Source organism: Modestobacter marinus (assembly GCF_011758655.1).
Classification (GTDB): domain Bacteria; phylum Actinomycetota; class Actinomycetes; order Mycobacteriales; family Geodermatophilaceae; genus Modestobacter; species Modestobacter marinus.
In genome coordinates this window covers 610753-634345 of sequence record NZ_JAAMPA010000002.1, presented here as the reverse complement: position 1 = coordinate 634345, position 23593 = coordinate 610753, and the positions used below count along the sequence as shown (strand labels likewise).

Genomic DNA, 23593 nt, shown 5'->3' with positions numbered 1-23593 from the left:
CGGCGGCGGGCAGGGTGGCGCCGATGCCACGCACCCCGATGCACGCGGGGCAGGCCCCGACCGACGCCGCGCTCGTCCGCCGGCTGGTCGCCCGGCAGTTCCCCGGGTGGGCCGGCCTGCCGGTCCGCCCGGTGGCGTCGGCCGGCACCGACCACGACCTCTACCGGCTGGGTGGCGAGCTGGTGGTCCGGCTGCCGCTGGTCCCGGCGGCGACCGGTCAGGCGGCCCGGGAGGCGACCTGGCTGCCGCGGCTGGCGCCGTCCCTCCCGCTGGCGGTCCCGCAGCCGGTGGCGCTGGGCGAGCCGGACGCCGGCTACCCGCACGCCTGGTCGGTGTACCGCTGGCTGCCCGGTACCGACGCCCGGGCCCTCGACGGCGGTGACCGGGCGGCGTCCGAGCTGGCCGCGCGCGACCTGGCGGCCTTCATCCGCGCACTGCACCGGATCGACACCACGGGAGCGCCCCGCCGGGGGCCCGGGGGTCGTGGCGGCCCGCTCGCCGACCTGGACGCCGCGGTCCGGGCGTCCGTCGAGGCGCTGGGGGACCGGGTCGACCCGGTCGCCGTGCGGACCGCCTGGGCGGAGTCGGTGGCCGTGCCGCCGTGGTCGGGTGCGGACGTCTGGCTGCACGCGGACCTGCTGCCGGGCAACCTGCTGCTCACCGACGGCCGGCTCTCGGCGGTCATCGACTTCGGCCTGCTCACCATCGGTGACCCGGCCGTCGACCTGCTGCCGGCCTGGAACCTGTTCGACGCCGCCGGTCGCGCGGTCTTCCTGTCCGCCCTCGGCGCCGACGAGGCCGTCCGGCTCCGCGGCCGCGGCTGGGCGCTGGCGCAGGCGGTGATCGCGCTGCCGTACTACTGGACGACGAACCCCGGCATGGTCGCCCAGGCCCAGCGTGCCCTGGCCGAGGTGCTCGCCGACGCCGGCTGACCACCGCCCCGCCCCCGCCGCCCCGCCCCCGTCGCGGCTCCGCCGACCGCCGGCCACGACCGTCCCCCGGCCGCCGCCCGCTCAGCCGCCGCCGTCGCGCGTCCGCCGTGTGGTGATCGGCGGCCCGGCGAGGTGGGAGACTGGTGGGGATGGACACGACTGCAGACGACACGCCCACCACCTCCAGCGGCGAGGGCTGGTCCGAGGACATGGAGCTCGCCCCGGCGCACCCCCGGGACGCCGAGCCGACCGAGCCCGACGACGACGCCACCGGCGAACGGCTGCAGAAGGTCCTCGCCCGGGCCGGCGTCGGCTCCCGCCGGGTGTGCGAGGACATGATCGACCAGGGCCGGATCTCGGTGGACGGCCAGGTCGTGCGGGTGCAGGGCCGGCGGGTCGACCCGGACTCCGTCGTCATCGCCGTGGACGGCCGGCGGATCGACATCCGCAACGACAAGGTCACCTACGCGATGAACAAGCCCTTCGGCGTCATCACCTCGATGAGCGACGACCGCGGTCGGCCCACCGTCGGCGACATGATGGGCGACCTGGCCAGCGGGCTGGTGCACGTCGGGCGGCTGGACCAGGACACCGAGGGCCTGCTGCTGCTCACCACCGACGGCGAGCTCGCCCACCGGCTGGCGCACCCCTCGTACGAGGTGAAGAAGACCTACCTCGCGCAGGTCAGCGGGTCGGTGTCGCGGGACGTCACCCGCCGGCTGCGCAAGGGCGTGGAGCTGGAGGACGGCCCCGTCGTCGTCGACTCGTTCCAGGTCGTGGACACCCACGCCGGCCAGTCGGTGGTGGAGGTCGTGCTGCACGAGGGCCGCAAGCACGTCGTGCGCCGGCTGCTCGACGAGGTCGGGCTGCCGGTCAACCGGCTCACCCGCACCGCCATCGGCCCGATCGAGCTGGCCCGGATGCGCAGCGGCACGATCCGCAAGCTCACCCGCACCGAGGTCGGGGCCCTGCACGAGCTCGTCGGCATGTAGCCGGCGCGGGGCCCGAGGGCCCCGCGCCGGAATGCGCCCCGCGCCCGTGGAACGCATCCGGCCCAGGTCACCGGCCCGGTGCCGGATGACCTGGGCCGGATGACCTGGGCCGGACGTCGACCTCGCGGGAGGTCAGGACGGGGGCGGCGCGGTGGACGAGCGCAGCACCAGCGAGGTGTCCAGGGTCCGGTCGAGGTCGTGCACGTCCTCACCGGCGATCAGGGCCAGGAGCATCTCGGTGGCCTCCTGGCCCATCCGGCGGATCGGCTGCTGCACCGTGGTCAGCGGGGGTTCGGCGAGCACGGACTCCGGGATGTTGTCGAAGCCGACGACCGACAGCTGACCGGGCACCTCGATGCCCAGCTCTCGCGCCACCTCCAGCGTCGCCAGCGCGGAGAGGTCGTTCGCCGCGAACACCGCGGTCGGCCGATCAGCGCGGGACAGCAGCTCACGGGCCGCCACCTGCGAGAGGTCCGGTTCGAACCCGCCGGAGGGCATGAGCGCCTCGTCGACGTCCAGCCCCGCAGCCGCCATCGCCTCGCGGTAGCCCTGCTCCCGCTGCTGCGCGGACATCAGGTCCGAGCGACCGGTGATCATGCCGATCCGGGTGTGCCCGAGCTCGAGCAGGTGCTCGACCCCGAGCCGGGCGCCCTGGAGGTTGTGCGCGGCGACCGCGGGCAGCGCGGACGGCCCGGCCTGCGGGTCGACCGCCACCACCGGGCCGTCGGCCTGCACGTCGGTGACCGTCGGCGTGACCAGCACGGCACCGTCGACCAGCGTCGCCATGAGCCGGGTGAGCGACCGCCGCTCCCAGCCCTCCCGCGCCTCCACGTGACCACCGGCGGAGTACGCGATCAGCTCGTAGCCGGTGCCGTGGATGGCGTCGGCGACGCCCTTGAGCACCTCGGTGCTGAACGGCTCGAAGTCCATGACGAGCACGCCCACGACGTTGGTGCGGCGGTTGCGCAGGCTGCGCGCGATCAGGCTCGCCTCGTACCCGAGCCGGTCGATCACCCGGGTGACGTGGTCGACGGTGTCCGCCGAGACGCCGTACCGCCCGTTGATCACCTTCGACACGGTGGAGATCGAGACCCCGGCCTCCGCGGCGACCTGCTGCATCGTCACCCGGCCGCGCAGCGGGGGAGCGGGCATGGTCGTGCCCGCACCCCCGCCCCCGAGCAGGGCCGGGACGACGTCGTCCGGCGTCGAGTCGAGCTTCACCGACCACCCTCTCCTGCTCCGGAACCGGTCCCGGTCGCCCGGCTCATCCCTTCACCGCGCCCTGGAGCCCGCTGACGATCCGCCCCTGCATCGCGAGGAACAGGATGAGCGCCGGGATCATCGCGATCGTGGTGAACGCGAGCACCCCCGCGGTGTCGGCGGAGTACTGGGTCGAGAAGTCGGCGACGCCCAGCGGCAGGGTCCGCGTCTCGCCCCGCAGCAGGAGCAGCGGGAGGAGGTAGGCGTTCCAGGAGGTGACGAAGGCCAGGACGCCGACCGTGACCAGCGCCGGCATCGACAGGGGGACCGCGATCCGCCAGAAGATGCCCACCCGGCTCGCGCCGTCGAGCATGGCCGCCTCCTCGAGCTCCTTGGGCAGCGCCGCCAGGAACGGCCGCAGGATCACGACCGTGACCGGCAGCGCGAACGCCGCCTGCGGCAGCGCGACGCCCCACCAGGTGTCACCGAGCCCCAGGTCCTGGGTCACCAGGATGAACAGCGGGATGATGGCCACCGCGGCCGGGAAGAGCAACCCCAGCACGAAGACCAGGAACAGCGGCTCCCGCAGCTTGAACTGGTAGCGGGCCAGGGGGTAGGCGGCCATCACGCCGGCGAGCACCGCCACCGCGGTGGTGATCACGGCGATCGCGGTCGAGTTGAGCGTGTACTGCCAGAAGGACGGGTTGCTCAGCACGTTGGTGTAGTTGCTGAACACCCACGGGTCGGGCAGACCGGCGGGATCGCGGGCCAGCTGGGCGTTGGTGCGGAAGCCGCCCAGGGCGCCGTAGAGCACCGGGCCGAGCGTGACCGCCACGACCAGCAGTGCCACCAGGTAGACGAACGGGCCGCCCCGTCCGTACGCGGTTGCTCGCCGTGCCATCAGCGCCGTCCCCCTCGTGGTGCCTGCTCGATGTGGTTCATGCGTCGGCCTTCGTGTCGCGGCGCAGCACCAGGAACTGGTAGGCCAGCGCCATGACGAAGCCGATGAGGAAGAGCACGACGGACGCCGCACCCGCGATGCCGTAGTTGCTGCGCTGCGTGCCCATGCTGATCAGGTAGGTGACCATCGTCGTCGTCGCGTTCGCCGGGCCACCGCCGGTGAGGATCCAGACCATGTCGAACAGCTGCAGCGAGCCGATCATCGACAGGAAGACCCAGGTGCGGATGGTGGGTGCCAGGAGCGGGACGGCGATCCGGCGCTGGACCTGCCACCACGAGGCGCCGTCGAGCTGCGCTGCCTCGTGCAGCTCGTCGGGGACGCCCTGCAGCCCGGCGAGGAAGAGCAGCACCGCCAGGCCGAGGTACTTCCACGTCAGGACGACGAAGACGGTGGCCAGCGCGAGGTCGGGGGTGCCCAGGAACCCCTGGTCGGGGACCGGGAGCCCGACCGAGGACACGGCCTGCTCGAGGAGCCCGGTGCGGGGCTGCAGCAGCTGGAACCACACGACACCGGCGATGACCTCGGCCAGCACGTAGGGGACGAAGACGATCGTCCGCAGCAGCCCGCGTCCCCTGATGCGCCGGTTGAGCAGAAGCGCGAGCGCCAGGCCCAGCGGCAGCTGCACCGCGATCGACGCGAACACGATGATGAAGTTGTGGATGACCGCGTCGGTGAACACCTCGTCGCGCAGCACGCGCGTGTAGTTGTCCAGGCCGGCGAAGTCGACCATCGGGCCGAAGCCCTTCCAGTTGTACAGAGACATCCGGGCCGCGGAGAAGACCGGGTAGAGGACGAACAGCGCCATCAACGCCAGGGCCGGCGTCACGAACAGGAGGATCTCGAGGCGCTGCCGGCGCTTGGCGCCCTGACGACGGCCGGTCACCCGGGGGGCGTCTGCGCCGCCCCGGGTGACCGCTGCGCCGGAGGACGTCGCCGCCGGCGCAGCGGTCACTTCGGTCATCGGTGGATCACTTCTCCAGTTCGGCGGCCTGCATGGTCGCGTCCACGATGTCCTGCGGCGTCGCCTGGTCGGCGAACAGCAGGGCGATCGAGTCGTTCATCGCGCCACCGACCGACTGCCCGAAGGCGGTGTCGAAGTACAGCTGGATGTACGGGGCCGCGTCGCGGACCTCGAGCAGCTGGGCGAGCGCCGGGTCGGAGACGGCGCTCGTGGCGGCCGGGTTGGTCGGCAGCCCCATGTCGTTCTCCGCGAACCCGGTCTGCACCTCGTCGGAGAGCAGGTAGTTGACGAGGTCGACCGACCCGTCGGTGGCGCCGGTCGAGACGGCCCACGCGTCGCCGCCGCCGAGCTGCGCCTCGGGGTCGCCGTCGCCACCCTCGATGGCCGGGAAGGCGAACCACCCGGTGTTCTCGCCGAGGCCGGCACCGTCGTCGGTCAGGCCCTGCATCACGCCGGGCTCCCAGTGGCCGGCCAGCTCCATCGCGACCTGGTCGGTGGCGAGCAGGCCGGAGGCGGAGGAGGCGCCCTCCTGCGCCGGCGTGGTGAGGAAGCCGGGGTTGAACGGCTCGGTGTCCAGCAGCTCCGACAGGACCTCGCCGGCCTGCACGAAGCACTCGTCGGTGAAGTCGAGGCTGGTGACCGCGTCCTCGAGGACGTCCTGGCCGCAGGCGCGCAGCGCCGTGTAGTACCAGTAGTGGGCGGCCGGCCACTTGTCGCCCGCGCCGACCGAGATGGGCGTGATGCCCGCGGCCTTCAGCTTGTCGATGGCGGCGTAGAGCTCCTCCATCGTCTGCGGCGCCTCGGTGATCCCGGCCTGCTCGAAGAGCGCGGTGTTGTACCAGAAGCCCACGACGCCGAGGGAGAAGGGCAGCGCGTAGGTCTGGCCGTCGACCTGCCACCCGGAGACGTTGCCGCCGAGCTTGTCGATCGCCTCGGCGGACTCCTCGGAGAGGTCCTGGACCAGGCCGGCCTCCACGTGGTCGGCGAGCTCGCCGCCACCGCGCTCCATGTACACGTCCGGCAGGTCACCGCTCTGGAAGGCGGCCGCCAGCCGGTCGACCATGTCCTCGTGGGCCATGGCCACGACCTCGACCTCGGTCCCCGGGTTGGCCTCCTCGAAGTCGGCGGCCACCTGCTCGTAGTAGCCGCGGCCCGGCTCGTTGTTGGAGTTGTGCCACCAGGTGATCGTGTTGTCGTCGCTTCCTGCTGCGGTGCTGTCCTCACCGCCACCACAGGCAGTTGCCGTGAACAGCACCGCGCTGCCGCACAGCACCGAGAGAGCTGCTCGCCCCGAACGCCGCATGTCTGACCCCTTCGTCACTTCGCACGCCGAAGTGGCGTGCAACACGTTGTCGAAGGTCGCAGCGCACACTTGCGTTGTCAATCGATGTCGATAACGATTTCGCACATGACCCCCGACACAGCCGTCCACGCGGTCCGCTCGATCGACGCCACCCTCACGGTCCGGCGCCCGGACGGTTCGCCCTGTGCCGACACCGAGGTGCTGGTGGAGCAGACCCGGCACGAGTTCGCGTTCGGCAACATCGGGTTCGACTTCGTCGGCCTGGCCAACCAGGAGCAGGGGGCGGGCCGGGAGAACGTGTTCGGCGGCGCCGACCCGGCGGCTGCCGGGCGGCTCGAGGAGCTGTTCCTCGACGTCTTCAACACCGCGACGCTGCCCTTCTACTGGGCCGGGTTCGAGCCCGCGGAGGGCCGGCCGGACACCGCACGCCTGCAGGCCGCGGCCCGCTGGTTCCGCGACCGGGGCGTGGCGGTCAAGGGCCACCCGCTGGTCTGGCACACGCTGGCCCCGGACTGGCTGCGGGAGCACACCGACGCCGAGGTCGAGGAGATCGTGCGCGCCCGGGTGCGGCGGGAGGTCTCCTCCTTCGCCGGCCTGGTGGACACCTGGGACGCGATCAACGAGGTCGTGATCATGCCGGTGTTCAGCAACGAGGAGCGGCAGAACGCGATCACCCGGCTGTGCCGGCGGATCGGCCGGATCCCCACCATCCGGCTCGCCTTCGAGGAGGCGCACGGCACGGACCCGGCCACGACGCTGGTCCTCAACGACTTCAACCTCGGCACGGCCTACGAGTGCCTGATCGAGGGCGTCCTGGAAGCCGGGGTGCAGGTGGACGCGATCGGCCTGCAGAGCCACATGCACCAGGGCTACTGGGGCGAGGAGCGGACGCAGGAGGTCTGCGACCGGTTCGCCCGCTACGGGCTGCCGCTGCACTGGACCGAGACCACCCTGGTCGCCGGCGACCTCATGCCGGCCGAGATCGTGGACCTCAACGACCACCAGGTCGACGAGTGGCCGTCCACGCCGGCCGGTGAGCAGCGGCAGGCCGAGGACGTCGTCCGGCACTACCGGACCCTGCTGGCCCACCCTGCGGTGCAGGCCGTGACCTACTGGGGGATCACCGACCAGGGCGCGTGGCTCGGCGCCCCCGCGGGGCTGGTGCGCGCCGACGGCACGCCGAAGCCGGCGTACGACGCCCTCCGCGGCCTGGTCAAGGAGGAGTGGTGGCTGGCCCCGACGCGGCTGCGGACCGACGGCGAGGGCCGGGTGGCCGTGCGCGGCTGGGCCGGCGACTACGCGGTCTCGGCGGCGGGCGGCACGGCCTCCTGGCAGCTGCGGGCCGACGCGCCGACTGCGGTGGTCACCCTGCCCTGACCGGTGCACCACCCTGAGGCCGGGGCAGGATGGTGCGGGCGCAGCGCCCGCCGTGGCCGTCCCCCGGCACAGGCGGCCTCTCGGATCCCCCCGGCACACGCGGCCTCTCGGATCGCCGCACCAGCAACGACGACACAGGACGGACTCTCGCAAGCATGGTCACGAACGTCGACAACGGCCCTGCGCTCTGGCGCGACACGGGCGCCCGGTCCGAGGACAGGGTGGCGGACCTCCTCGGCCGCATGACGCTGGAGGAGAAGGTCGCGCAGCTCTACGGCGTGTGGGTGGGCATCGACGCGACCGAGGGTGAGGTCGCGCCGCACCAGCACGAGATGGCCGCGGCGCCGGTGGCCTGGGAGGAGCTGATCCGCAGCGGGCTGGGCCAGCTGACCAGGCCGTTCGGCACGGCACCGGTCGACCCGCTGGTCGGGGCCAAGGGCCTGGCGGAGAGCCAGCGGCAGATCATGGCCGCCGGCCGCTTCGGCATCCCCGCGCTGGTGCACGAGGAGTGCCTCACCGGGCTGGCCGCGTGGACGGCGACCGTCTTCCCCTCCCCGCTGTGCTGGGCGGCCAGCTTCGACCCGGAGCTCGTGCAGCGCATGGGTGCCCTCATCGGGGAGAACATGCGCTCCCTCGGCGTCCACCAGGGGCTGGCCCCGGTGTTCGACGTCGCCCGTGACCTGCGCTGGGGCCGGGTCGAGGAGACGATGGGCGAGGACCCGCACCTGGTCGGCACGATCGGCAGCGCCTACGTCCGCGGCCTGGAGTCCACCGGCGTCGTCGCGACGCTCAAGCACTTCGTCGGCTACTCCGCCTCGCGGGCCGGCCGCAACCTCGCCCCGGTCTCCGCCGGGCCGCGGGAGATCGCCGACGTGTTCCTCCCGCCCTTCGAGATGGCCCTGAAGGCCGGGGCGCGGTCGGTCATGAACTCCTACACCGACATCGACGGGGTGCCCTCGGCGGGCGACCCGGCGCTGCTGACGTCGCTGCTCCGGGAGACCTACGGGTTCACCGGCACGGTCGTCGCCGACTACTTCTCCATCGCCTTCCTCCAGGCCCTGCACGGTGTCGCCGGCTCGCCTGCGGAGGCCGCTGCGCTGGCGCTGGAGGCCGGGATCGACGTGGAGCTGCCGACGGTGGCCTGCTACGGCCAGCCGCTGGTCGAGGCCGTCCGCGGCGGTGCGGTGGACGAGGCGCTGGTCGACCGGGCGCTGCGCCGGGTGCTGCTGCAGAAGTGCGAGCTCGGCCTGCTCGACGCCGACTGGTCGCCGGACTCGCCGGCGGTCCTGGACGGGGCCGTCTCGCTCGACTCCGCGGAGTCCCGGGCGGTGGCCGGCGACCTCGCCCGCCGCTCGGTCGTGCTGCTGGCCAACGACGGGACGCTGCCGCTGCGCCCTGGCGCGAAGCTGGCGGTGGTGGGTCCCCGCGCGGACACCGCCCAGGCGATGCTCGGCTGCTACTCCTTCCCGATGCACGTGGGGGTGCACCACCCGGAGGTGCCGGTGGGCGTCGACATCCCGACGCTCGCCGAGGCCATGAAGGCCGCGCCGGAGGCCTACGACGTCGTCGTCGCCGAGGGCTGCCCGGTGGTGGGCGGCGACGACGAGGCGATCGCGGCCGCCGCGCGCGCCGCGGCCGACGCCGACGTGTGCGTCGCCGTCCTCGGTGACCAGGCGGGCCTGTTCGGCAACGGGACCTCCGGTGAGGGCTGCGACGCCGTGGACCTGCGGCTGCCGGGGCGCCAGGAGGAGCTGCTGGAGGCCCTGCTCGCGACCGGCACCCCGGTGGTGCTCGTCCTGCTGGTCGGCCGTCCGTACGAGCTGTCCCGGCAGGTCGACCGGCTCGCCGCGGTGGTGTGCGGCTTCTTCCCCGGCGAGGAGGGTGGCCCCGCGGTCGCCGACGTCCTCAGTGGCCGGGTCGGCCCGTCGGGCCGGCTGCCGGTGAGCTTCCCCCGCGCCGGCAGCAGCCAGCCCGGGACCTACCTCGCCGCGGCCCTCGGCCGGCAGACCGACGTGAGCAGTGTCGACCCGACGCCGCTGTTCCCGTTCGGGCACGGCCTGGGGTACGCCTCGGCCACCTGGGGCGAGGTCCGGCTGGGCACCGGCGCGGAGTGGGACACCGCCGGGACCACCGAGGTCGAGGTCGAGCTCCGCAACGACACCGACCGCGAGGTCACCGAGGTGGTGCAGGTCTACCTGCACGACGTCGCGGCCGAGGTGGTCCGGCCCGTGCAGGCGCTGATGGCCGCCCAGCGGGTCGACCTCGCGGCGGGCTGCGCGGCGACCGTGCGCTTCCGGCTGCACGCCGACCTCACCTCCTTCACCGGGCGTGCGGGCACGCGGATCGTCGAACCGGGCGAGGTGGAGCTCCGGGTGGGCGCGTCCAGCACCGACGTGCGGCAGGTCCTCCGGTGCACCCTCACCGGCAGCCGGCGCACCGTCGGGTTCGAGCGCCAGCTGCACCCCGACACGGTCGTCGAACACGGGCGCGAGGGCTGATGCCGCACACCGACCTGCCCCTGGAGGAGCTCCGGCGCTACGCCCCGGACCTGCCCGCGCCCGAGGACCTGCAGGAGTTCTGGGACGCCACCCTCCAGGAGGCGGGGCGGTGGCCGCTGGACGCCTCCTGGACGCCGGTCGACTCCGGGCTGACGACCGTCGAGACCCTCGGCGTGTCGTTCGCCGGCGCGGGCGGCTCGCCGGTGCGCGCCTGGCTGCACCTGCCCGCCCGCGCGCTGCGCGGGGACCGGCCGCTGCCCGGGGTGGTCCAGTTCCAGGGCTACAACGGCGGCCGCGGGCTGCCGCACGAGCACGTCTTCTGGGCCTCGGCCGGGTTCGCCCAGCTGGTCGTCGACACCCGTGGGCAGGGCAGCGGCTGGACGGTGGGGGAGACCGGTGACCCGGTGGGCTCGGCCGCCGCGCAGCCCGGCTTCCTGACCCGGGGGGTGCTGTCGCCGCAGGACTACTACTACCGGCGGGTCTACACCGACGCCGTCCGGGCCGTGGAGGTGCTCCGCGGTCATCCGGACGTCGACGGCGACCGGGTCGCGGTGGCCGGCATCAGCCAGGGCGGCGGCATCGCGCTGGCCGTCTCGGCGCTCGCGCCCGGGGTGCGGGCGGTCCTGCCCGACGTGCCGTTCCTCTGCGACTTCCCGCGCGCCACCCGCATCGCCCCCGGCGATCCCTACGGGGAGCTGGTCCGCTACCTCAAGGCCCACCGGGACCGCGTCGACCGCGTCTTCGCGACGTTGAGCTACTTCGACGGCGCGGTGCTCGCCCGCCGGGCCTCGGCGCCGGCGCTGTTCTCCGTGGCCCTCATGGACCAGATCTGCCCGCCGTCCACGGTGTTCGCGGCCTACCACGCCTACGCCGGCCCGAAGGACATCCGGGTCTACCCGTTCAACGACCACGAGGGCGGCCAGTTCCACCAGCAGCGGGAGCAGCTCACCTGGCTGCGCGACCTGCTCTCCGGCCCCGCGGTGGCCGAGCCGACCACGCTGAAGGGGACCTGATGCTCACCGCACGACTCACGCTGGACCCGGCGCGACCGGTGGGCCCGGTGTCCCGGCGGCTCTTCGGCGCGTTCGTCGAGCACATGGGCCGCGGGGTGTACGGCGGCATCCACTCACCGGAGCACCCGACGGCGGACGAGAACGGCTTCCGCCGGGACGTGCTCGACCTGGTCCGGGAGCTGGGGGTGAGCACGGTCCGGTACCCCGGGGGCAACTTCGTCTCCGGCTTCCGGTGGGAGGACAGCGTCGGACCGCGCAGCCAGCGCCCGGTGCGGCTCAACCTCGCCTGGCACAGCACCGAGACCAACGAGGTCGGCCTGCACGAGTTCGCCTCGTGGCTGGAGGAGGTCGGCGCCGAGCTCATGCTCGCCGTGAACCTCGGCACCCGCGGCACCCTCGAGGCGCTCGACCTGCTGGAGTACACCAACGTGCCCGCCGGCACGGAGCTCGCCGAGCAGCGGATCCGCAACGGGCGCACCGAGCCGTTCGACGTGCGGATGTGGTGCCTGGGCAACGAGATGGACGGCCCCTGGCAGCTCGGCCAGCTCTCCGCCGAGGACTACGGCAAGCTCGCCTCCCGGACCGCCAAGGCCATGCGCCAGGTCGACCCGGACCTGGAGCTCGTCGCCTGCGGCTCGTCGGGCGCGGGGATGCCCACCTTCGGGGAGTGGGAGCGGGTCGTGCTCACCCACGCCTACGACGACGTGGACTTCATCTCCTGCCACGCCTACTACGAGGAGAAGGACGGCGACCTGGACTCGTTCCTGGCGTCGGCGACCGACACCGACCACTTCATCGAGACGGTCGTGGCCACCGCCGACCACGTGCAGTCGGTGCGCCGCAGCCCGAAGCGGATGTCCATCTCCTTCGACGAGTGGAACGTCTGGTACGCCTCGCGGGTGCAGTCGGGCCTGCCGAAGCGCATCGACGACTGGCCGGTCGCGCCGGCCATCAGCGAGGAGGCCTACACCGTGGCCGACGCCGTCGTCGTCGGCAACGTCCTGATGTCGCTGATCCGCCACGCGGACCGGGTGACCAGCGCCTCGATGGCCCAGCTGGTCAACGTGATCGCCCCCATCGCCGCCGAGCCGCAGGGGCCGGCGTGGCGCAAGACGACGTTCTTCCCCTTCGCGACCACCTCCCGGCTGGCGCGGGGCGTCGCCCTCCAGGTGGCCGTCGACGGCCCGAGTCACGTCACCGCCGAGCACGGTGAGGTGCCGCTGGTCGACGCCGCGGCCACCGCCGACGCCGACGCGGGCACCGCGGCGCTGTTCCTGGTGAACCGGTCGCAGACCGAGGAGGCAGAGGTGTCCGTGGACGTGTCGGCGCTCGGCGTGGGCACCGTCGAGGAGGCGCTGACGCTCTCGGACCCGGACCCGCACGCCGCGAACACCAGCGAGGACCCGGCGCGGGTCGGGTTGCGGCCGAACCCGCGGGCGACGGTGGTGGACGGCACGCTGCGCGTGACCCTGCCGCCGGTCTCGTGGACGGCGGTCTCCCTCCGCTGAGCACCCCCGCCGGGACCTGCCGGGACGGGCGGTCCCGGCGGGGCTCAGGAGGGACGGGCGGTGGAGGCGCGGACCACCAGCTGCGTGGCCAGCTCGACCCGCTGGGTGTCCAGGCGGGTACCGGTGATCAGGTCGTGGAGCATGCGGCCGGCCATCCGCCCCATGTCGGCCAGGGGCTGCCGGACGGTGGTCAGCGGCGGCGAGGACCAGCGGGCCATCGGCAGGTCGTCGAAGCCGACCACGCTCACGTCGCCCGGCACGGACAGGCGGGCCTGGCGGGCGGCCTCCAGCACCCCGAAGGCCTGCTCGTCACTGCCGGCGAAGACGGCGGTGGGGCGGTCGGCCAGCTCCAGCACCGCTCGCGCCTGCTGGTGGCCGCCCTCGTGGGAGAAGGTGCCATGCCGCACCAGCGCCGGGTCGAAGGGGATGCCGGCCCGGTCGAGGGCCGCCCGGTAGCCGTCGATGCGGGCCCGGCTGCAGAGGTAGTCCTCCTGACCGCCGATCACGGCGATCCGCCGGTGCCCGAGCTCGATGAGGTGCTCGGTCGCGGCGAGGCCGCCGGACCAGTTGGTCGCACCGACGCTGGGCACCTCCTGGCCGGGCATGTCGACCGGGTCGATGACGACGACCGGCAGCTGGGAGCCGCCCAGTCGCCGCTGGTCGGCCGCCGTCAGGCGCGAGGTCACCACGATGGCGCCCTGACGGCCGCCGGTGATCAGCTCACGGACCCAGTCCCCGGAGGACGAGCGGGACAGCGTCGTGACCACGACCTCGAGGTCGGCCTCGGTCACCCCGCGCAGGATCTCCATCCCCCACGGGCTGTCCAGCGCGGTGAAGACGACGTCGACGAGCGGACGGGTCGGGCCCCGGGGCGTCAGGGGGACGTAGGCGTACTGCTCGAGGACCTGCTGGACGTGCGCGCGGGTCGCGGCTGCGACGTCCTGCTTGCCGTTGAGCACCTTGGAGACCGTCGGCAACGAGACCCCCGCCGCGGCGGCGATCACCGCCAGCGTGGGTCGGTTCGCGTGCTGTGTCACGGAGCCCTCCTGGGGTCGTGCCGCGATGCCCGGCCCGGACGGGCCTCGGTGGCAGCCCGGACGGGCCCCAGGTGGCAGCCGGGAGGGCGCCGGGTGTCGGCGCGGTGATCGTAACTTCGAGCCTCTCCTCTCGAAAGTGTTCCGGCGATGCGTGCACCGACACGAGCGACCCGAGCAGACTCCCGGCGGCAGCGGCGATCGTCGGGCGACGGACCGGGCGGACGCGCGCTGCGCTGACCGTGGCATCGGTTCCTCGGTGTGATCCCGTTGACACTGACCCTGCCGCGTCTTACGTTGTCGAAAACCGCCCGCAACTTTCGGGCCACATCTTCGACTCGTCGGGTCGGCAAGGGCCGTTGGCCCCCCGCCGACCGGGGGGCGACACTGTCGGTGCCGCCCTCGTCGTCGAGCACCAGGACACCGGTGGCACCACCTGCCGGGTCCGGTCCTCCGCCGTCCGGCGGGGACGCCCTCCTGTTCCCGAGTCCTCGAGAGGATCTGCCCGATGCCCGACCTGACGCCCACCCGCGAGGACAAGTTCACCTTCGGTCTCTGGACGGTCGGCTGGCCGGCCGCCGACCCGTTCGGCACGGCCACCCGCGAGCCGGTCGACGTGGTCGAGTCGGTCCACCGGCTCGCGGAGATGGGCGCCTACGGCGTCACCTTCCACGACGACGACGTGATCCCCTTCGGCAGCGACACCGCCGCCCGGGACGCGCACATCAAGCGCTTCCGCGCCGCCATCGACGAGACCGGCCTGGTCGTCCCGATGGTGACCACCAACCTGTTCACCCACCCGGTGTTCAAGGAGGGTGGCCTGACCGCCAACGACCGCGAGGTGCGCCGCTACGCGATGCGCAAGGTCATGCGGAACATGGACCTGGCCGCCGAGCTGGGCGCGCAGACCTACGTGCTCTGGGGCGGTCGTGAGGGCGCCGAGGTCGACATGGCCAAGGACCTCATCGCCTCCCTCGACCGCTACGCCGAGGCGATCGACACCCTGGCCGCCTACTCCGAGGCCCGCGGCTACGGCCTGCGCTTCGCCCTGGAGCCCAAGCCCAACGAGCCCCGCGGCGACATCTTCCTGCCCACCATCGGGCACGCGCTGGGCTTCATCGCCAAGCTCGAGCACTCCCACCTGGTGGGCCTCAACCCGGAGACCGGGCACGAGCAGATGGCCAACCTGAACTTCACCCACGGCATCGCCGAGGCGCTGTGGGCCGGCAAGCTGTTCCACATCGACCTGAACGGCCAGCACGGCCCGAAGTTCGACCAGGACCTGGTCTTCGGCCACGGCGACCTGCTGCAGGCCTTCTCCACCGTCGACCTGCTGGAGAACGGCGGCGCCGACGGCGCTCCGGCCTACGACGGCCCGCGGCACTTCGACTACAAGCCGCTGCGCACCGAGGACATGGACGGCGTGTGGCGCTCGGCCGCGGCGAACATGCGCACCTACCTGCTGCTCAAGGAGCGCGCCGCGGCGTTCCGCGCCGACCCGGAGGTGCAGGAGGCGCTGGCCGCCGCCCGCGTGCCCGAGCTGCGCCGGTCCACCCTCGGCGAGAACGAGACGATCGAGGACCTGCTCGCCGACCGGTCGGCGTTCGAGGACTTCGACGCCGACGCCGTGGCCAAGCGCGGTGCCGGGGTCGTCCGGGTCGACCAGCTGATGATCGAGCACCTGCTCGGCGCCCGCTGAACATCCCGACGACAGAGAGCAGCAGGAGCAGGTCATGACGCTGGTGGCGGGGGTCGACTCGTCGACCCAGTCGTGCAAGGTCGTCGTCCGGGACGCCGAGACCGGCCGTCTGGTCCGTGAGGGCCGGGCGAGCCACCCGGAGGGCACCGAGGTCGACCCCGCCGCCTGGGAGGCGGCGCTGCGGGAGGCGATCGACTCGGCCGGTGGGCTGGGCGACGTCGCCGCGGTCGCCGTCGGCGGGCAGCAGCACGGCATGGTCTGCCTCGACGAGGCGGGCCAGGTCGTGCGCCCGGCCCTGCTCTGGAACGACACCCGGTCGGCCGGCGCCGCCACCGACCTCATCGCCGAGCTCGGCGACGGGGACGACGGCGCCGGCCGCCGGGCCTGGGCCGACGCGGTCGGCCTGGTGCCGGTGGCCTCGTTCACCGTCACCAAGCTGCGCTGGCTCGCCCAGCACGAGCCGGAGAACGCCGCGCGGACGGCGGCGGTGGCGCTGCCGCACGACTGGCTGACCTGGCGGCTGGCCGGTTCGCCGGGCCTGGACGCGCTGGTCACCGACCGGGGCGATGCCAGCGGCACCGGCTACTGGTCGCCGTTCACCGGCGAGTACCGCACCGACCTGCTCGAGCGGGCCCTCGGGCACGCGCCGGTGCTGCCCCGCGTGCTGGGCCCGGCCGAGCGCGCCGGGCAGGTGGCCGCCGGTGCGCTGGCCGCCGACGGCGGTGCGCTGCTCGGCCCCGGCAGCGGTGACAACGCCGCGGCGGCGCTGGGCATCAACGCCGAGCCGGGGGACGTCGTCCTCTCCATCGGCACCTCCGGGGTCGTCTCGACCGTCTCCACCACCCCGTCGGCCGACCCGACCGGCACCGTCGCCGGGTTCGCCGACGCCACCGGCAACTTCCTGCCCCTGGTCGTCACGCTCAACGCCGCCCGGGTGCTGGACGCGACGGCCCGTCTCCTCGGGGTGGGCCACGACGAGCTGTCCCGGCTGGCGCTGACCGCGCCGGCCGGCTCCGGCGGCCTGGTCCTGGTGCCCTACCTGGAGGGGGAGCGGACGCCGGACCAGCCGCACGCCACCGGCGCGCTGCACGGGCTGACCCTGACCACCGCCGACCCCGCGCACCTGGCGCGCGCGGCGGTGGAGGGGCTGCTGTGCGGTCTGGCCGACGGGTTGGAGGCGATCGCCGCCCTGGGCAACCCGGTGCGCCGGGTGCTCCTGGTCGGCGGCGGTGCCCGCTCCGAGGCGGTGCGCCGGCTGGCTCCCGCGGTGCTCGGCGTGCCGGTGCTGGTGCCGCCGCCGGGGGAGTACGTCGCCGACGGCGCCGCCCGTCAGGCCGCGTGGGTGCTGGCCGGCGGGGACACCCCGCCGGCCTGGCCCACCACGAGCACCGAGACCTACGAGGCCGACCCGGTCCCGCACGTGCGGGAGCGCTACGCCGAGGTCCGGGACATGACCGCCGCGCGGGTGTGACCCGCGCGACGTCCGGCACCCGCCAGGGTGCACGATCACCACTGCACCACCGTGAATCCACCCACTCGGATCGTCCGGCACGTTCCTGCCGGTAGGAGGACACACCATGGCCACCGTCACCTTCGACTCCGCGACCCGGATCTACCCAGGGGGTCAGCGACCTGCGGTCGACGCACTGGACCTGGCGGTCGAGGACGGGGAGTTCCTCGTGCTCGTCGGGCCGTCGGGCTGCGGGAAGTCGACCTCGCTGCGGATGCTCGCCGGCCTGGAGGAGATCGACGCGGGGCGCATCCTCATCGGGGACCGCGACGTCACCGACGTGCCGCCGAAGGACCGGGACATCGCGATGGTGTTCCAGAACTACGCGCTCTACCCGCACATGACCGTGGGCGAGAACATGGGCTTCGCGCTGAAGATCGCCGGGATGGGCAAGGAGGAGCGCCGCACCCGGGTGGAGGAGGCGGCCAAGCTGCTGGACCTGGAGCCCTACCTGGACCGCAAGCCCAAGGCGCTGTCGGGTGGTCAGCGGCAGCGGGTGGCGATGGGCCGGGCGATCGTGCGCCAGCCGCAGGTGTTCCTGATGGACGAGCCGCTGTCCAACCTCGACGCCAAGCTGCGGGTGCAGACCCGCACGCAGATCGCCTCGCTGCAGCGCCGGCTGGGCATCACCACCGTCTACGTCACCCACGACCAGGTCGAGGCGATGACGATGGGCGACCGGGTGGCGGTGCTCAAGGACGGTCTCCTCATGCAGGCCGGCAGCCCCCGGGAGCTCTACGACCACCCGGCGAACTCCTTCGTGGCCGGCTTCATCGGCTCGCCGGCGATGAACCTGTTCGAGGTGCCGGTCGTCGACGGCGGTGTCCGGTTCGGCTCGGCGGTGCAGCCGGTGGCGCGCGACCTGCTCGGCTCGGAGTCCCGGGTCGTGCTCGGCGTGCGGCCCGAGGACCTGGACCTCTCCGCCGAGGGCCTCCCGGTGGAGATCGACGTGGTCGAGGAGCTGGGAGCGGACGCGTACCTGTACGGCCGGGCCCGGTTCGAGAACGAGGAGCAGCAGGTCATCGCCCGGGTCGACGGCCGTCGTCCCCCGCGCGCCGGGGACGTCGTCCACGTGACGGCCCGGCCGGACCACGTGCACCTGTTCTCCGCCGGCTCCGGGGCCCGACTGGGCTGACGGCCCCGCCCGACGGGCCTGACGCTCCCGGGCCGGACCGATCGACCACCTCTCCCGCCGTCGGGGCGGGAGAGGTGGCGCGGGCTCCGTAGACTCGATCGAGGTGCCCGGCGACCCGTGCACCGCATCGATCGAGGAGAGTGTTGTGGCCGTCCGAGCCATCCGCGGTGCGACCCAGGTGGCCGCCGACGACCGGGACGAGGTCCTGGGGGCCACCCGGGAGCTGGTGAGCACCGTCCTGGCGCGCAACGAGCTGGACCCCGCTGACCTGATCAGCATCCTGTTCACCGCCACCCCCGACCTCGTGTCGGAGTTCCCGGCGCTGGCCGCGCGCGAGCTCGGGCTCGGCGACGTGCCGCTGATGTGCGCCACCGAGATCGCGGTGCCGCACGCCCTGCCGCGGGTGCTGCGGTTGATGGCGCACGTCGAGACCGAGCTGGACCGGGCCGACGTCCAGCACGTCTACCTGCGCGGTGCGGTCGCCCTCCGCCGGGACATCGCACAGTGAGTGAGCATCGCAGCGAGCGCCAGCGAGCGAGGAGCGGAGCGAACGTCGTCGCGCAGCAGCACAGCACAGTGAGCGCAGTGGGTGGAGTGGACGAGCAGGGGAGTGCAGCGGTGGGCGGGTTCCGCGGGCAGGTGACCCTGGACGGGCCCTCGGGCACCGGGAAGTCCAGCGTCGCCCGGGACGTCGCCGCCCGGCTGGGCGCGGCCTACCTCGACACCGGCGCCATGTACCGGGCGGCGACCGTCGCGGTGCTGGACGCCGGGGTCGACCTGACCGACACCGACGCGGTGACCCGCGCCGTCGCCTCCGCCGACATCCAGGTGGGGACGGCGGCCGATGCCGAGCTGGTGCGGGTCGACGGGGTCGACGTGGCCGCCCGCATCCGGGGCGCCGAGGTGACCCGCACGGTGTCGCCGGTCTCCGCCGTCCCGGCCGTGCGCCGGATGCTGGTGGACCGGCAGCGTGCGCTGGTCGCCGAGGCCGACGCGGTCGTCGTCGAGGGCCGCGACATCGGCACCGTCGTGCTGCCCGCCGCCACCCTGAAGGTGTACCTGACCGCGGCACCCGAGGCCCGCGCCCAGCGCCGGGCCGATCAGCTGGGGGTCACCGACCCGACCAAGATCGCCGAGATCGCCGCGGACCTGCGGCGTCGCGACGAGTACGACAGCAGCCGGGCCGACAGCCCGCTGCGCCCCGCCGTCGACGCCGTGGTCGTCGACAGCACCGGGCTGGACCGCGATGCCGTGGTCGAGCGTGTGCTCGACCTGGCGCGCACTGCAGTGGGAGCAGCATGAGCACCGACACCGACACCGACGTCCCCGGCGGGGACGGGCCCACCGGGCCGCTCCCGGTGGTGGCCATCGTGGGGCGCCCGAACGTCGGCAAGTCGACGCTGGTGAACCGGTTCCTGGGCCGGCGCGCCGCCGTCGTCCAGGACGTCCCGGGCGTCACCCGGGACCGCATCCCGTACCAGGCGCTGTGGAACGGGAAGAACTTCACCGTCGTCGACACCGGCGGCTGGGAGCCGAAGGCGACCGGCATGGCCGCCTCCATCGCCCGGCAGGCCGAGCACGCCATGAAGACCGCCGACGTCATCGTGCTCGTCGTCGACGCCTCGGTCGGGGTGACCGAGACCGACCTGGCCGCCGCCCGGGTGCTGCGGCGCAGCACCACCCCGGTGATCCTGGTGGCCAACAAGGTGGACGACGAGCGGGGCGAGTCGAACGCCGCCGAGCTCTGGTCGCTGGGCTTGGGCGAGCCGTTCTCGGTCAGCGCGCTGCACGGCCGGGGGAGCGGTGACCTGCTCGACCTCGTGCTTGACGCCATGCCCGAGGCGCCCCGGGAGCAGGACGACCTGGGCGGCCCCCGCCGGGTGGCCCTCGTCGGCCGGCCGAACGTCGGCAAGTCCAGCCTGATCAACCGGCTGTCCAAGGAGGAGCGCTCCGTCGTCGACTCGGTGGCCGGCACCACCGTCGACCCGGTCGACTCGCTGGTGACCCTGGGCGGTGAGCAGTGGCGGTTCGTCGACACCGCCGGGCTGCGCCGCAAGGTCAACACCGCCAGCGGCACCGAGTACTACGCCAGCCTGCGCACCGAGGCCGCGATCGAGGCCGCCGAGGTCGCCGTGGTGCTGCTGGCCGCCGACGAGGTGATCAGCGAGCAGGACCAGCGGGTGATCACCCAGGTGATCGAGGCCGGCCGGGCGCTGGTCATCGCCTTCAACAAGTGGGACACCCTCGACGAGGACCGGCACGCCCAGCTCGAGCGGGAGATCGACCGCGACCTGGCCCGGATCACGTGGGCCAGCCGGGTGAACATCTCCGCGGTCACCGGGCGGGGGGTCAACAAGCTGGCCGACCACCTGAAGACGGCGCTGGCCGGCTGGGAGACCCGGGTGCCCACCGCCGAGCTCAACACGTTCGTCCGGGCGCTGGTGCAGGAGACCCCGCCGCCGGCCCGCGGCGGTCGCGCCCCGAAGATCAAGTACGTCACCCAGGCCGACGTCCGGCCGCCCCGGTTCGTGGTCTTCTCCACCGGCTTCCTCGAGGCGGGCTACCGGCGGTTCCTGGAGCGCAAGCTGCGCGAGCAGTTCGGCTTCCACGGGACGCCGATCGACGTCTCGGTCAAGGTGCGCGAGACGAAGGCGCGCGAGCGCAAGGGCTGACCCGGCCACCAGGGCGCGGGACCGGGTGCGGTAACCTCACGGGGCAGCTTCCGGGGCCGCAAGGCACCCGGAGCTCGGGCTGTAGCGCAGCTTGGTAGCGCACTTGACTGGGGGTCAAGGGGTCGCAGGTTCAAATCCTGTCAGCCCGACAGTGAAACCGCAGTTCAGAGGCGGGTCGGCCGAACGGTCCGGCCCGCCTCTCGCGTGCGTACAGCAACCGGTACAGCAACGCGGGCCGGGACAGCAACGATCGCCATGTGAGTGCCTGGTCGAGGCGGTCGGCGGATCTTCGTTGCTGGGCCCGTGCATGTGGGGTGTAGACGTCAGCGGTGATGGCGCAGGACGAGTGGCAGGAGGTGGACCGTCGAGGTCGTGCTCGGCCCGCGGGGCGCAGCGTTGGGGGCGAGCAGGTGTTGCTGGCCCCAACGTGCATTCGATCTAGCTGGTCACGCACAGCAACTGGTTGGCTTGTCGGTGCGGAAGAGTCCGGCGGCGATGCGCAGGGCTTCGCTCATCGTCAGGTAGGGCGCCCAGGTGTCGGCGATGTCGTCCACGGTCATCCCGGCCTTGATCGCGTAGGTGGCAGCGAGCATCACGTCTCCGGCGCCGTCGAGGGCGGCGTGCACGCCGAGGACCTTCCCGGTGTCTGCATCGATGACGATCTTCAGCGCCCCGAGGGTGTCCTGGTTGGTGAGTGCCCTGGGGATGTCCTCGCCTCCGAGCACCCGGCAGTCGCAGGTGTGCCCGGCTGCCAATGCCTCGGCTTCGGTCAGTCCAGCGCTGGCGAGTTGCGGGCGGGTGAAGATGACGGCGGGCAGGCCGGTGTAGTCGATCTCGCGCTTGCCGCCGAGGGCGTTGACGGCGGCGGCGCGGCCGGTCTCGGCGGCGACGTAGACGTACTGCGGGGCGCCGCTCACGTCCCCTGCTGCCCACACCTTCGGGTTGTTGGTCTGCTGCCGTGCATCGACGGCGATGAACCCGCGCTCATCGACTTCGATCCCGGCCGCTGCCAGGTCGAGCCCGTCGGTCCGGGCCTTGCGGCCGGTCGCGATCAGAAGCCGCTGGGCAGTCACCGTCTGCCTGTCGTCGGTGGTCACGCTGACTGCGCCCGCCTCCGTGGCAACCTGGACCGCGCGCTGCTCGGCGACGGTGATGCCCACCCGGTCGAACGCTTCGCGGAGCACCTCGGCCAGTTCTGGTTCGGCGTGGGGAGCCAGGCAACCGATGAGGGTGACGCGGGTGCCGAGCCCGGCGAACAACTGGGCCTGTTCCATGCCGACGTAGCCGCCGCCGATGACGATCAGGCTCTCCGGCAGCTCCTGCAGTTCCATGGCGGTGGTCGAGGTCAGCCAGTCCGTGTCGCCGAGGCCCGGCAGGCCCGGGGTGGTGGGCTCCGAACCGGTGGCGACGATGTAGGCGGCGGCGGGCAGCGGCTCTCCGTCGACCAGCAGGGTCTGCGGGTCGGCGAAGCGGGCCTCGCCGCGGCGGATGTCGAACCCGTGCGCGTCAGCCACGTCGAGGTACTTGGCGGCACGCATCTGCTCAATCAGGTCGTCCTTCTGCCCCACCAGCGACTGCAGGTCGGCTCGTCCGGCGCTGGTCGGCACGCCGGGGAACGGGTTATGCAGGGCGTGCTCGCGCTGACCACTGGCGGCCAGCAGCGTCTTGCTCGGCACGCAGCCGACGTTCAGGCAGGTCCCGCCGACCACGCCGCGCTCGATGAGGACGACGTTCTTGCCCTGGGCGCGGGCATGGATGCCCGCCGCCATCGCGGCGCCCCCGGTGCCGATGATCACCAGGTCCAGTTGGTCCACGGTCGCTCCTGCATGCAGTCGAAGAAGACGGTCGGAGCGGACCGTAAAGCCTCCCCTGCAGTGGAAGGTCAAGCCCAATACGGTCGGCTTGTGCGCATCGGTGAACTGGCGGCGAAGGCGGGTCTCACGGCCAAGGCCATCCGCTTCTACGAGCACGCAGGGGTGCTGCCCGAGCCTGAGCGGCAGCCTTCTGGTTACCGGGACTACGACGACAGCGCGCTGGCTCGGCTGCGGTTCGTGAAGGCAGCCCAAGCCGCCGGGCTCACCCTCGCCGAGATCCGCCAGGTCATCGCCGTCCGCGACCTCAGCGGCCCGCCCTGCCGCCACGTCACCGACCTGCTCGACACGCACGCCGCCGACCTCGACCGACGCATCGCCGAACTGAGCGCCCTGCGCGAGGAAGTCCGGCGGCTCCGCGACCGCGCCAACGGCCTGGACCCCGACCACTGCGATGACATGGCCGTCTGTCACGTCATCCCCGCCGAACTGCCTGCTGCCGGCCTCGAGCCCGGTTAGCGTGACCGGAGTCGGCCGCTGCGCCGCAGACAAGGGAGGTCCGGCGATGAGGCTCGTGAGACGGCGACCGGCTGACACGGGCCCGCGCGTCAGGTGCGGCTGCTGTGCCCACGACCTGCCTCGATCGTCGGTTCACGAGCTCGGCGCCACTCCTGGCGTCTTCGTGTGCCGACGCTGCGCCGCATGGATGGTGGCCCGGATCGGCCGCATGTAGCGTCCTGCTCGTATTCAGGTGGCCGGCGCGCTGGCCTGCAGGGCAACGGCCTGTTCATCGACGAGGCAGCCGCAGGGTTAGGCGAGGGCCACGATGATCGGTTCGCGGCTCCCGTGGGCGCGGGCGTACTGCTCCTCCAGCCCGGTGGTCGGGTGGGCGCATGCCGGGCAGGCGGGGAGTAGCCGACCGGCCACGCAGGCGCATCGAGCGGTTCGGCGCCGCGGTGCGCTGTCCTGCCAGCATTCCGACGTCGG

General features: G+C 73.1%; 19 protein-coding genes and 1 tRNA gene. 14 read left to right on the top strand and 6 right to left on the bottom strand.

Annotated features, from left to right (window positions below; all coding sequences use genetic code 11):
- Nucleotides 1-23 precede the first annotated feature (23 nt).
- Together FB380_RS18975 and FB380_RS18970 are read left to right on the top strand one after the other, a co-directional pair.
- Nucleotides 24-932, top strand: a complete 909-nt coding sequence (locus FB380_RS18975) for an aminoglycoside phosphotransferase family protein (RefSeq protein WP_166756859.1) — start codon at nt 24-26, stop codon at nt 930-932.
- A gap of 149 nt (nt 933-1081) precedes the next feature.
- Nucleotides 1082-1924 (top strand): pseudouridine synthase, encoded by an 843-nt coding sequence (locus tag FB380_RS18970; RefSeq protein ID WP_166756858.1) that lies wholly within the window; start codon nt 1082-1084, stop codon nt 1922-1924.
- Nucleotides 1925-2056: 132 nt separating this feature from the next.
- On the opposite strand, the gene FB380_RS18965 is transcribed toward FB380_RS18970, so the two are convergent.
- Genes FB380_RS18965 through FB380_RS18950 form a run of 4 tightly spaced genes read right to left on the bottom strand, consistent with a single transcriptional unit; the run spans nt 2057 to nt 6349 of the window.
- Nucleotides 2057-3145 carry a LacI family DNA-binding transcriptional regulator gene (locus tag FB380_RS18965; RefSeq protein ID WP_208383697.1) on the bottom strand — a complete coding sequence of 363 codons (1089 nt, stop codon included), beginning with the start codon at nt 3143-3145 and terminating at the stop codon, nt 2057-2059.
- A gap of 43 nt (nt 3146-3188) precedes the next feature.
- Nucleotides 3189-4025, bottom strand: coding sequence for a carbohydrate ABC transporter permease (locus FB380_RS18960; protein WP_166756857.1), 837 nt, complete (start codon nt 4023-4025; stop codon nt 3189-3191).
- A gap of 37 nt (nt 4026-4062) precedes the next feature.
- A complete protein-coding gene (locus FB380_RS18955) occupies nt 4063-5046 on the bottom strand; it encodes a carbohydrate ABC transporter permease (RefSeq protein WP_166756856.1) in 984 nt (327 codons plus the stop codon).
- Between the two features lie 7 nt (nt 5047-5053).
- Nucleotides 5054-6349 carry an ABC transporter substrate-binding protein gene (locus tag FB380_RS18950; protein WP_166756855.1) on the bottom strand — a complete coding sequence of 432 codons (1296 nt, stop codon included), beginning with the start codon at nt 6347-6349 and terminating at the stop codon, nt 5054-5056.
- A gap of 105 nt (nt 6350-6454) precedes the next feature.
- Between FB380_RS18950 and FB380_RS18945 the strand changes: the two genes are divergently transcribed.
- From FB380_RS18945 to arfA, 4 genes are all read left to right on the top strand, one after another.
- Nucleotides 6455-7726, top strand: coding sequence for an endo-1,4-beta-xylanase (locus FB380_RS18945; RefSeq protein ID WP_166756854.1), 1272 nt, complete (start codon nt 6455-6457; stop codon nt 7724-7726).
- 155 nt (nt 7727-7881) lie between these two features.
- Nucleotides 7882-10224 (top strand): beta-xylosidase/alpha-l-arabinosidase, encoded by a 2343-nt coding sequence (locus tag FB380_RS18940; protein WP_166756853.1) that lies wholly within the window; start codon nt 7882-7884, stop codon nt 10222-10224.
- A complete protein-coding gene (locus FB380_RS18935) occupies nt 10224-11237 on the top strand; it encodes an acetylxylan esterase (RefSeq protein WP_166756852.1) in 1014 nt (337 codons plus the stop codon). The genes FB380_RS18940 and FB380_RS18935 overlap by 1 nt, the downstream gene beginning before the upstream one ends.
- Nucleotides 11237-12745 carry an arabinosylfuranosidase ArfA gene (arfA, locus tag FB380_RS18930; protein ID WP_166756851.1) on the top strand — a complete coding sequence of 503 codons (1509 nt, stop codon included), beginning with the start codon at nt 11237-11239 and terminating at the stop codon, nt 12743-12745. The genes FB380_RS18935 and arfA overlap by 1 nt, the downstream gene beginning before the upstream one ends.
- Before the next feature lie 44 nt (nt 12746-12789).
- Here arfA and FB380_RS18925 read toward each other — a convergent pair whose 3' ends face one another.
- The gene (locus FB380_RS18925; protein ID WP_188959690.1) at nt 12790-13782 is read right to left on the bottom strand and encodes a LacI family DNA-binding transcriptional regulator; all 993 of its coding nucleotides are present in this window, start codon (nt 13780-13782) and stop codon (nt 12790-12792) included.
- A gap of 505 nt (nt 13783-14287) precedes the next feature.
- Here FB380_RS18925 and xylA point away from each other — a divergent pair.
- The 7 genes from xylA (at nt 14288) to FB380_RS18890 (ending at nt 20944) form a co-directional block, all read left to right on the top strand.
- Nucleotides 14288-15478 carry a xylose isomerase gene (gene xylA / locus FB380_RS18920; protein ID WP_166756850.1) on the top strand — a complete coding sequence of 397 codons (1191 nt, stop codon included), beginning with the start codon at nt 14288-14290 and terminating at the stop codon, nt 15476-15478.
- Nucleotides 15479-15512: 34 nt separating this feature from the next.
- A complete protein-coding gene (xylB, locus tag FB380_RS18915) occupies nt 15513-16949 on the top strand; it encodes a xylulokinase (RefSeq protein ID WP_166756849.1) in 1437 nt (478 codons plus the stop codon).
- A 106-nt stretch (nt 16950-17055) separates the two neighbouring features.
- Entirely contained in the window at nt 17056-18123 is a 1068-nt protein-coding gene (locus FB380_RS18910) for an ABC transporter ATP-binding protein (protein ID WP_166756848.1), read from the top strand.
- Nucleotides 18124-18268: 145 nt separating this feature from the next.
- Nucleotides 18269-18631, top strand: coding sequence for a chorismate mutase (aroH, locus tag FB380_RS18905; RefSeq protein ID WP_166756847.1), 363 nt, complete (start codon nt 18269-18271; stop codon nt 18629-18631).
- A 77-nt stretch (nt 18632-18708) separates the two neighbouring features.
- A complete protein-coding gene (gene cmk, locus FB380_RS18900) occupies nt 18709-19425 on the top strand; it encodes a (d)CMP kinase (protein ID WP_229682317.1) in 717 nt (238 codons plus the stop codon).
- Nucleotides 19422-20795 (top strand): ribosome biogenesis GTPase Der, encoded by a 1374-nt coding sequence (der, locus tag FB380_RS18895; protein WP_166756846.1) that lies wholly within the window; start codon nt 19422-19424, stop codon nt 20793-20795. Before cmk ends, der begins: the two co-directional genes overlap by 4 nt.
- Before the next feature lie 75 nt (nt 20796-20870).
- Nucleotides 20871-20944 (top strand) — tRNA-Pro (locus FB380_RS18890).
- A 297-nt stretch (nt 20945-21241) separates the two neighbouring features.
- Here FB380_RS18890 and merA read toward each other — a convergent pair.
- Entirely contained in the window at nt 21242-22609 is a 1368-nt protein-coding gene (merA, locus tag FB380_RS18885) for a mercury(II) reductase (RefSeq protein WP_166756845.1), read from the bottom strand.
- A 12-nt stretch (nt 22610-22621) separates the two neighbouring features.
- Here merA and FB380_RS18880 point away from each other — a divergent pair, with 12 nt between their 5' ends.
- Nucleotides 22622-23125 (top strand): heavy metal-responsive transcriptional regulator, encoded by a 504-nt coding sequence (locus FB380_RS18880; protein WP_208383696.1) that lies wholly within the window; start codon nt 22622-22624, stop codon nt 23123-23125.
- Nucleotides 23126-23593 lie beyond the last annotated feature (468 nt).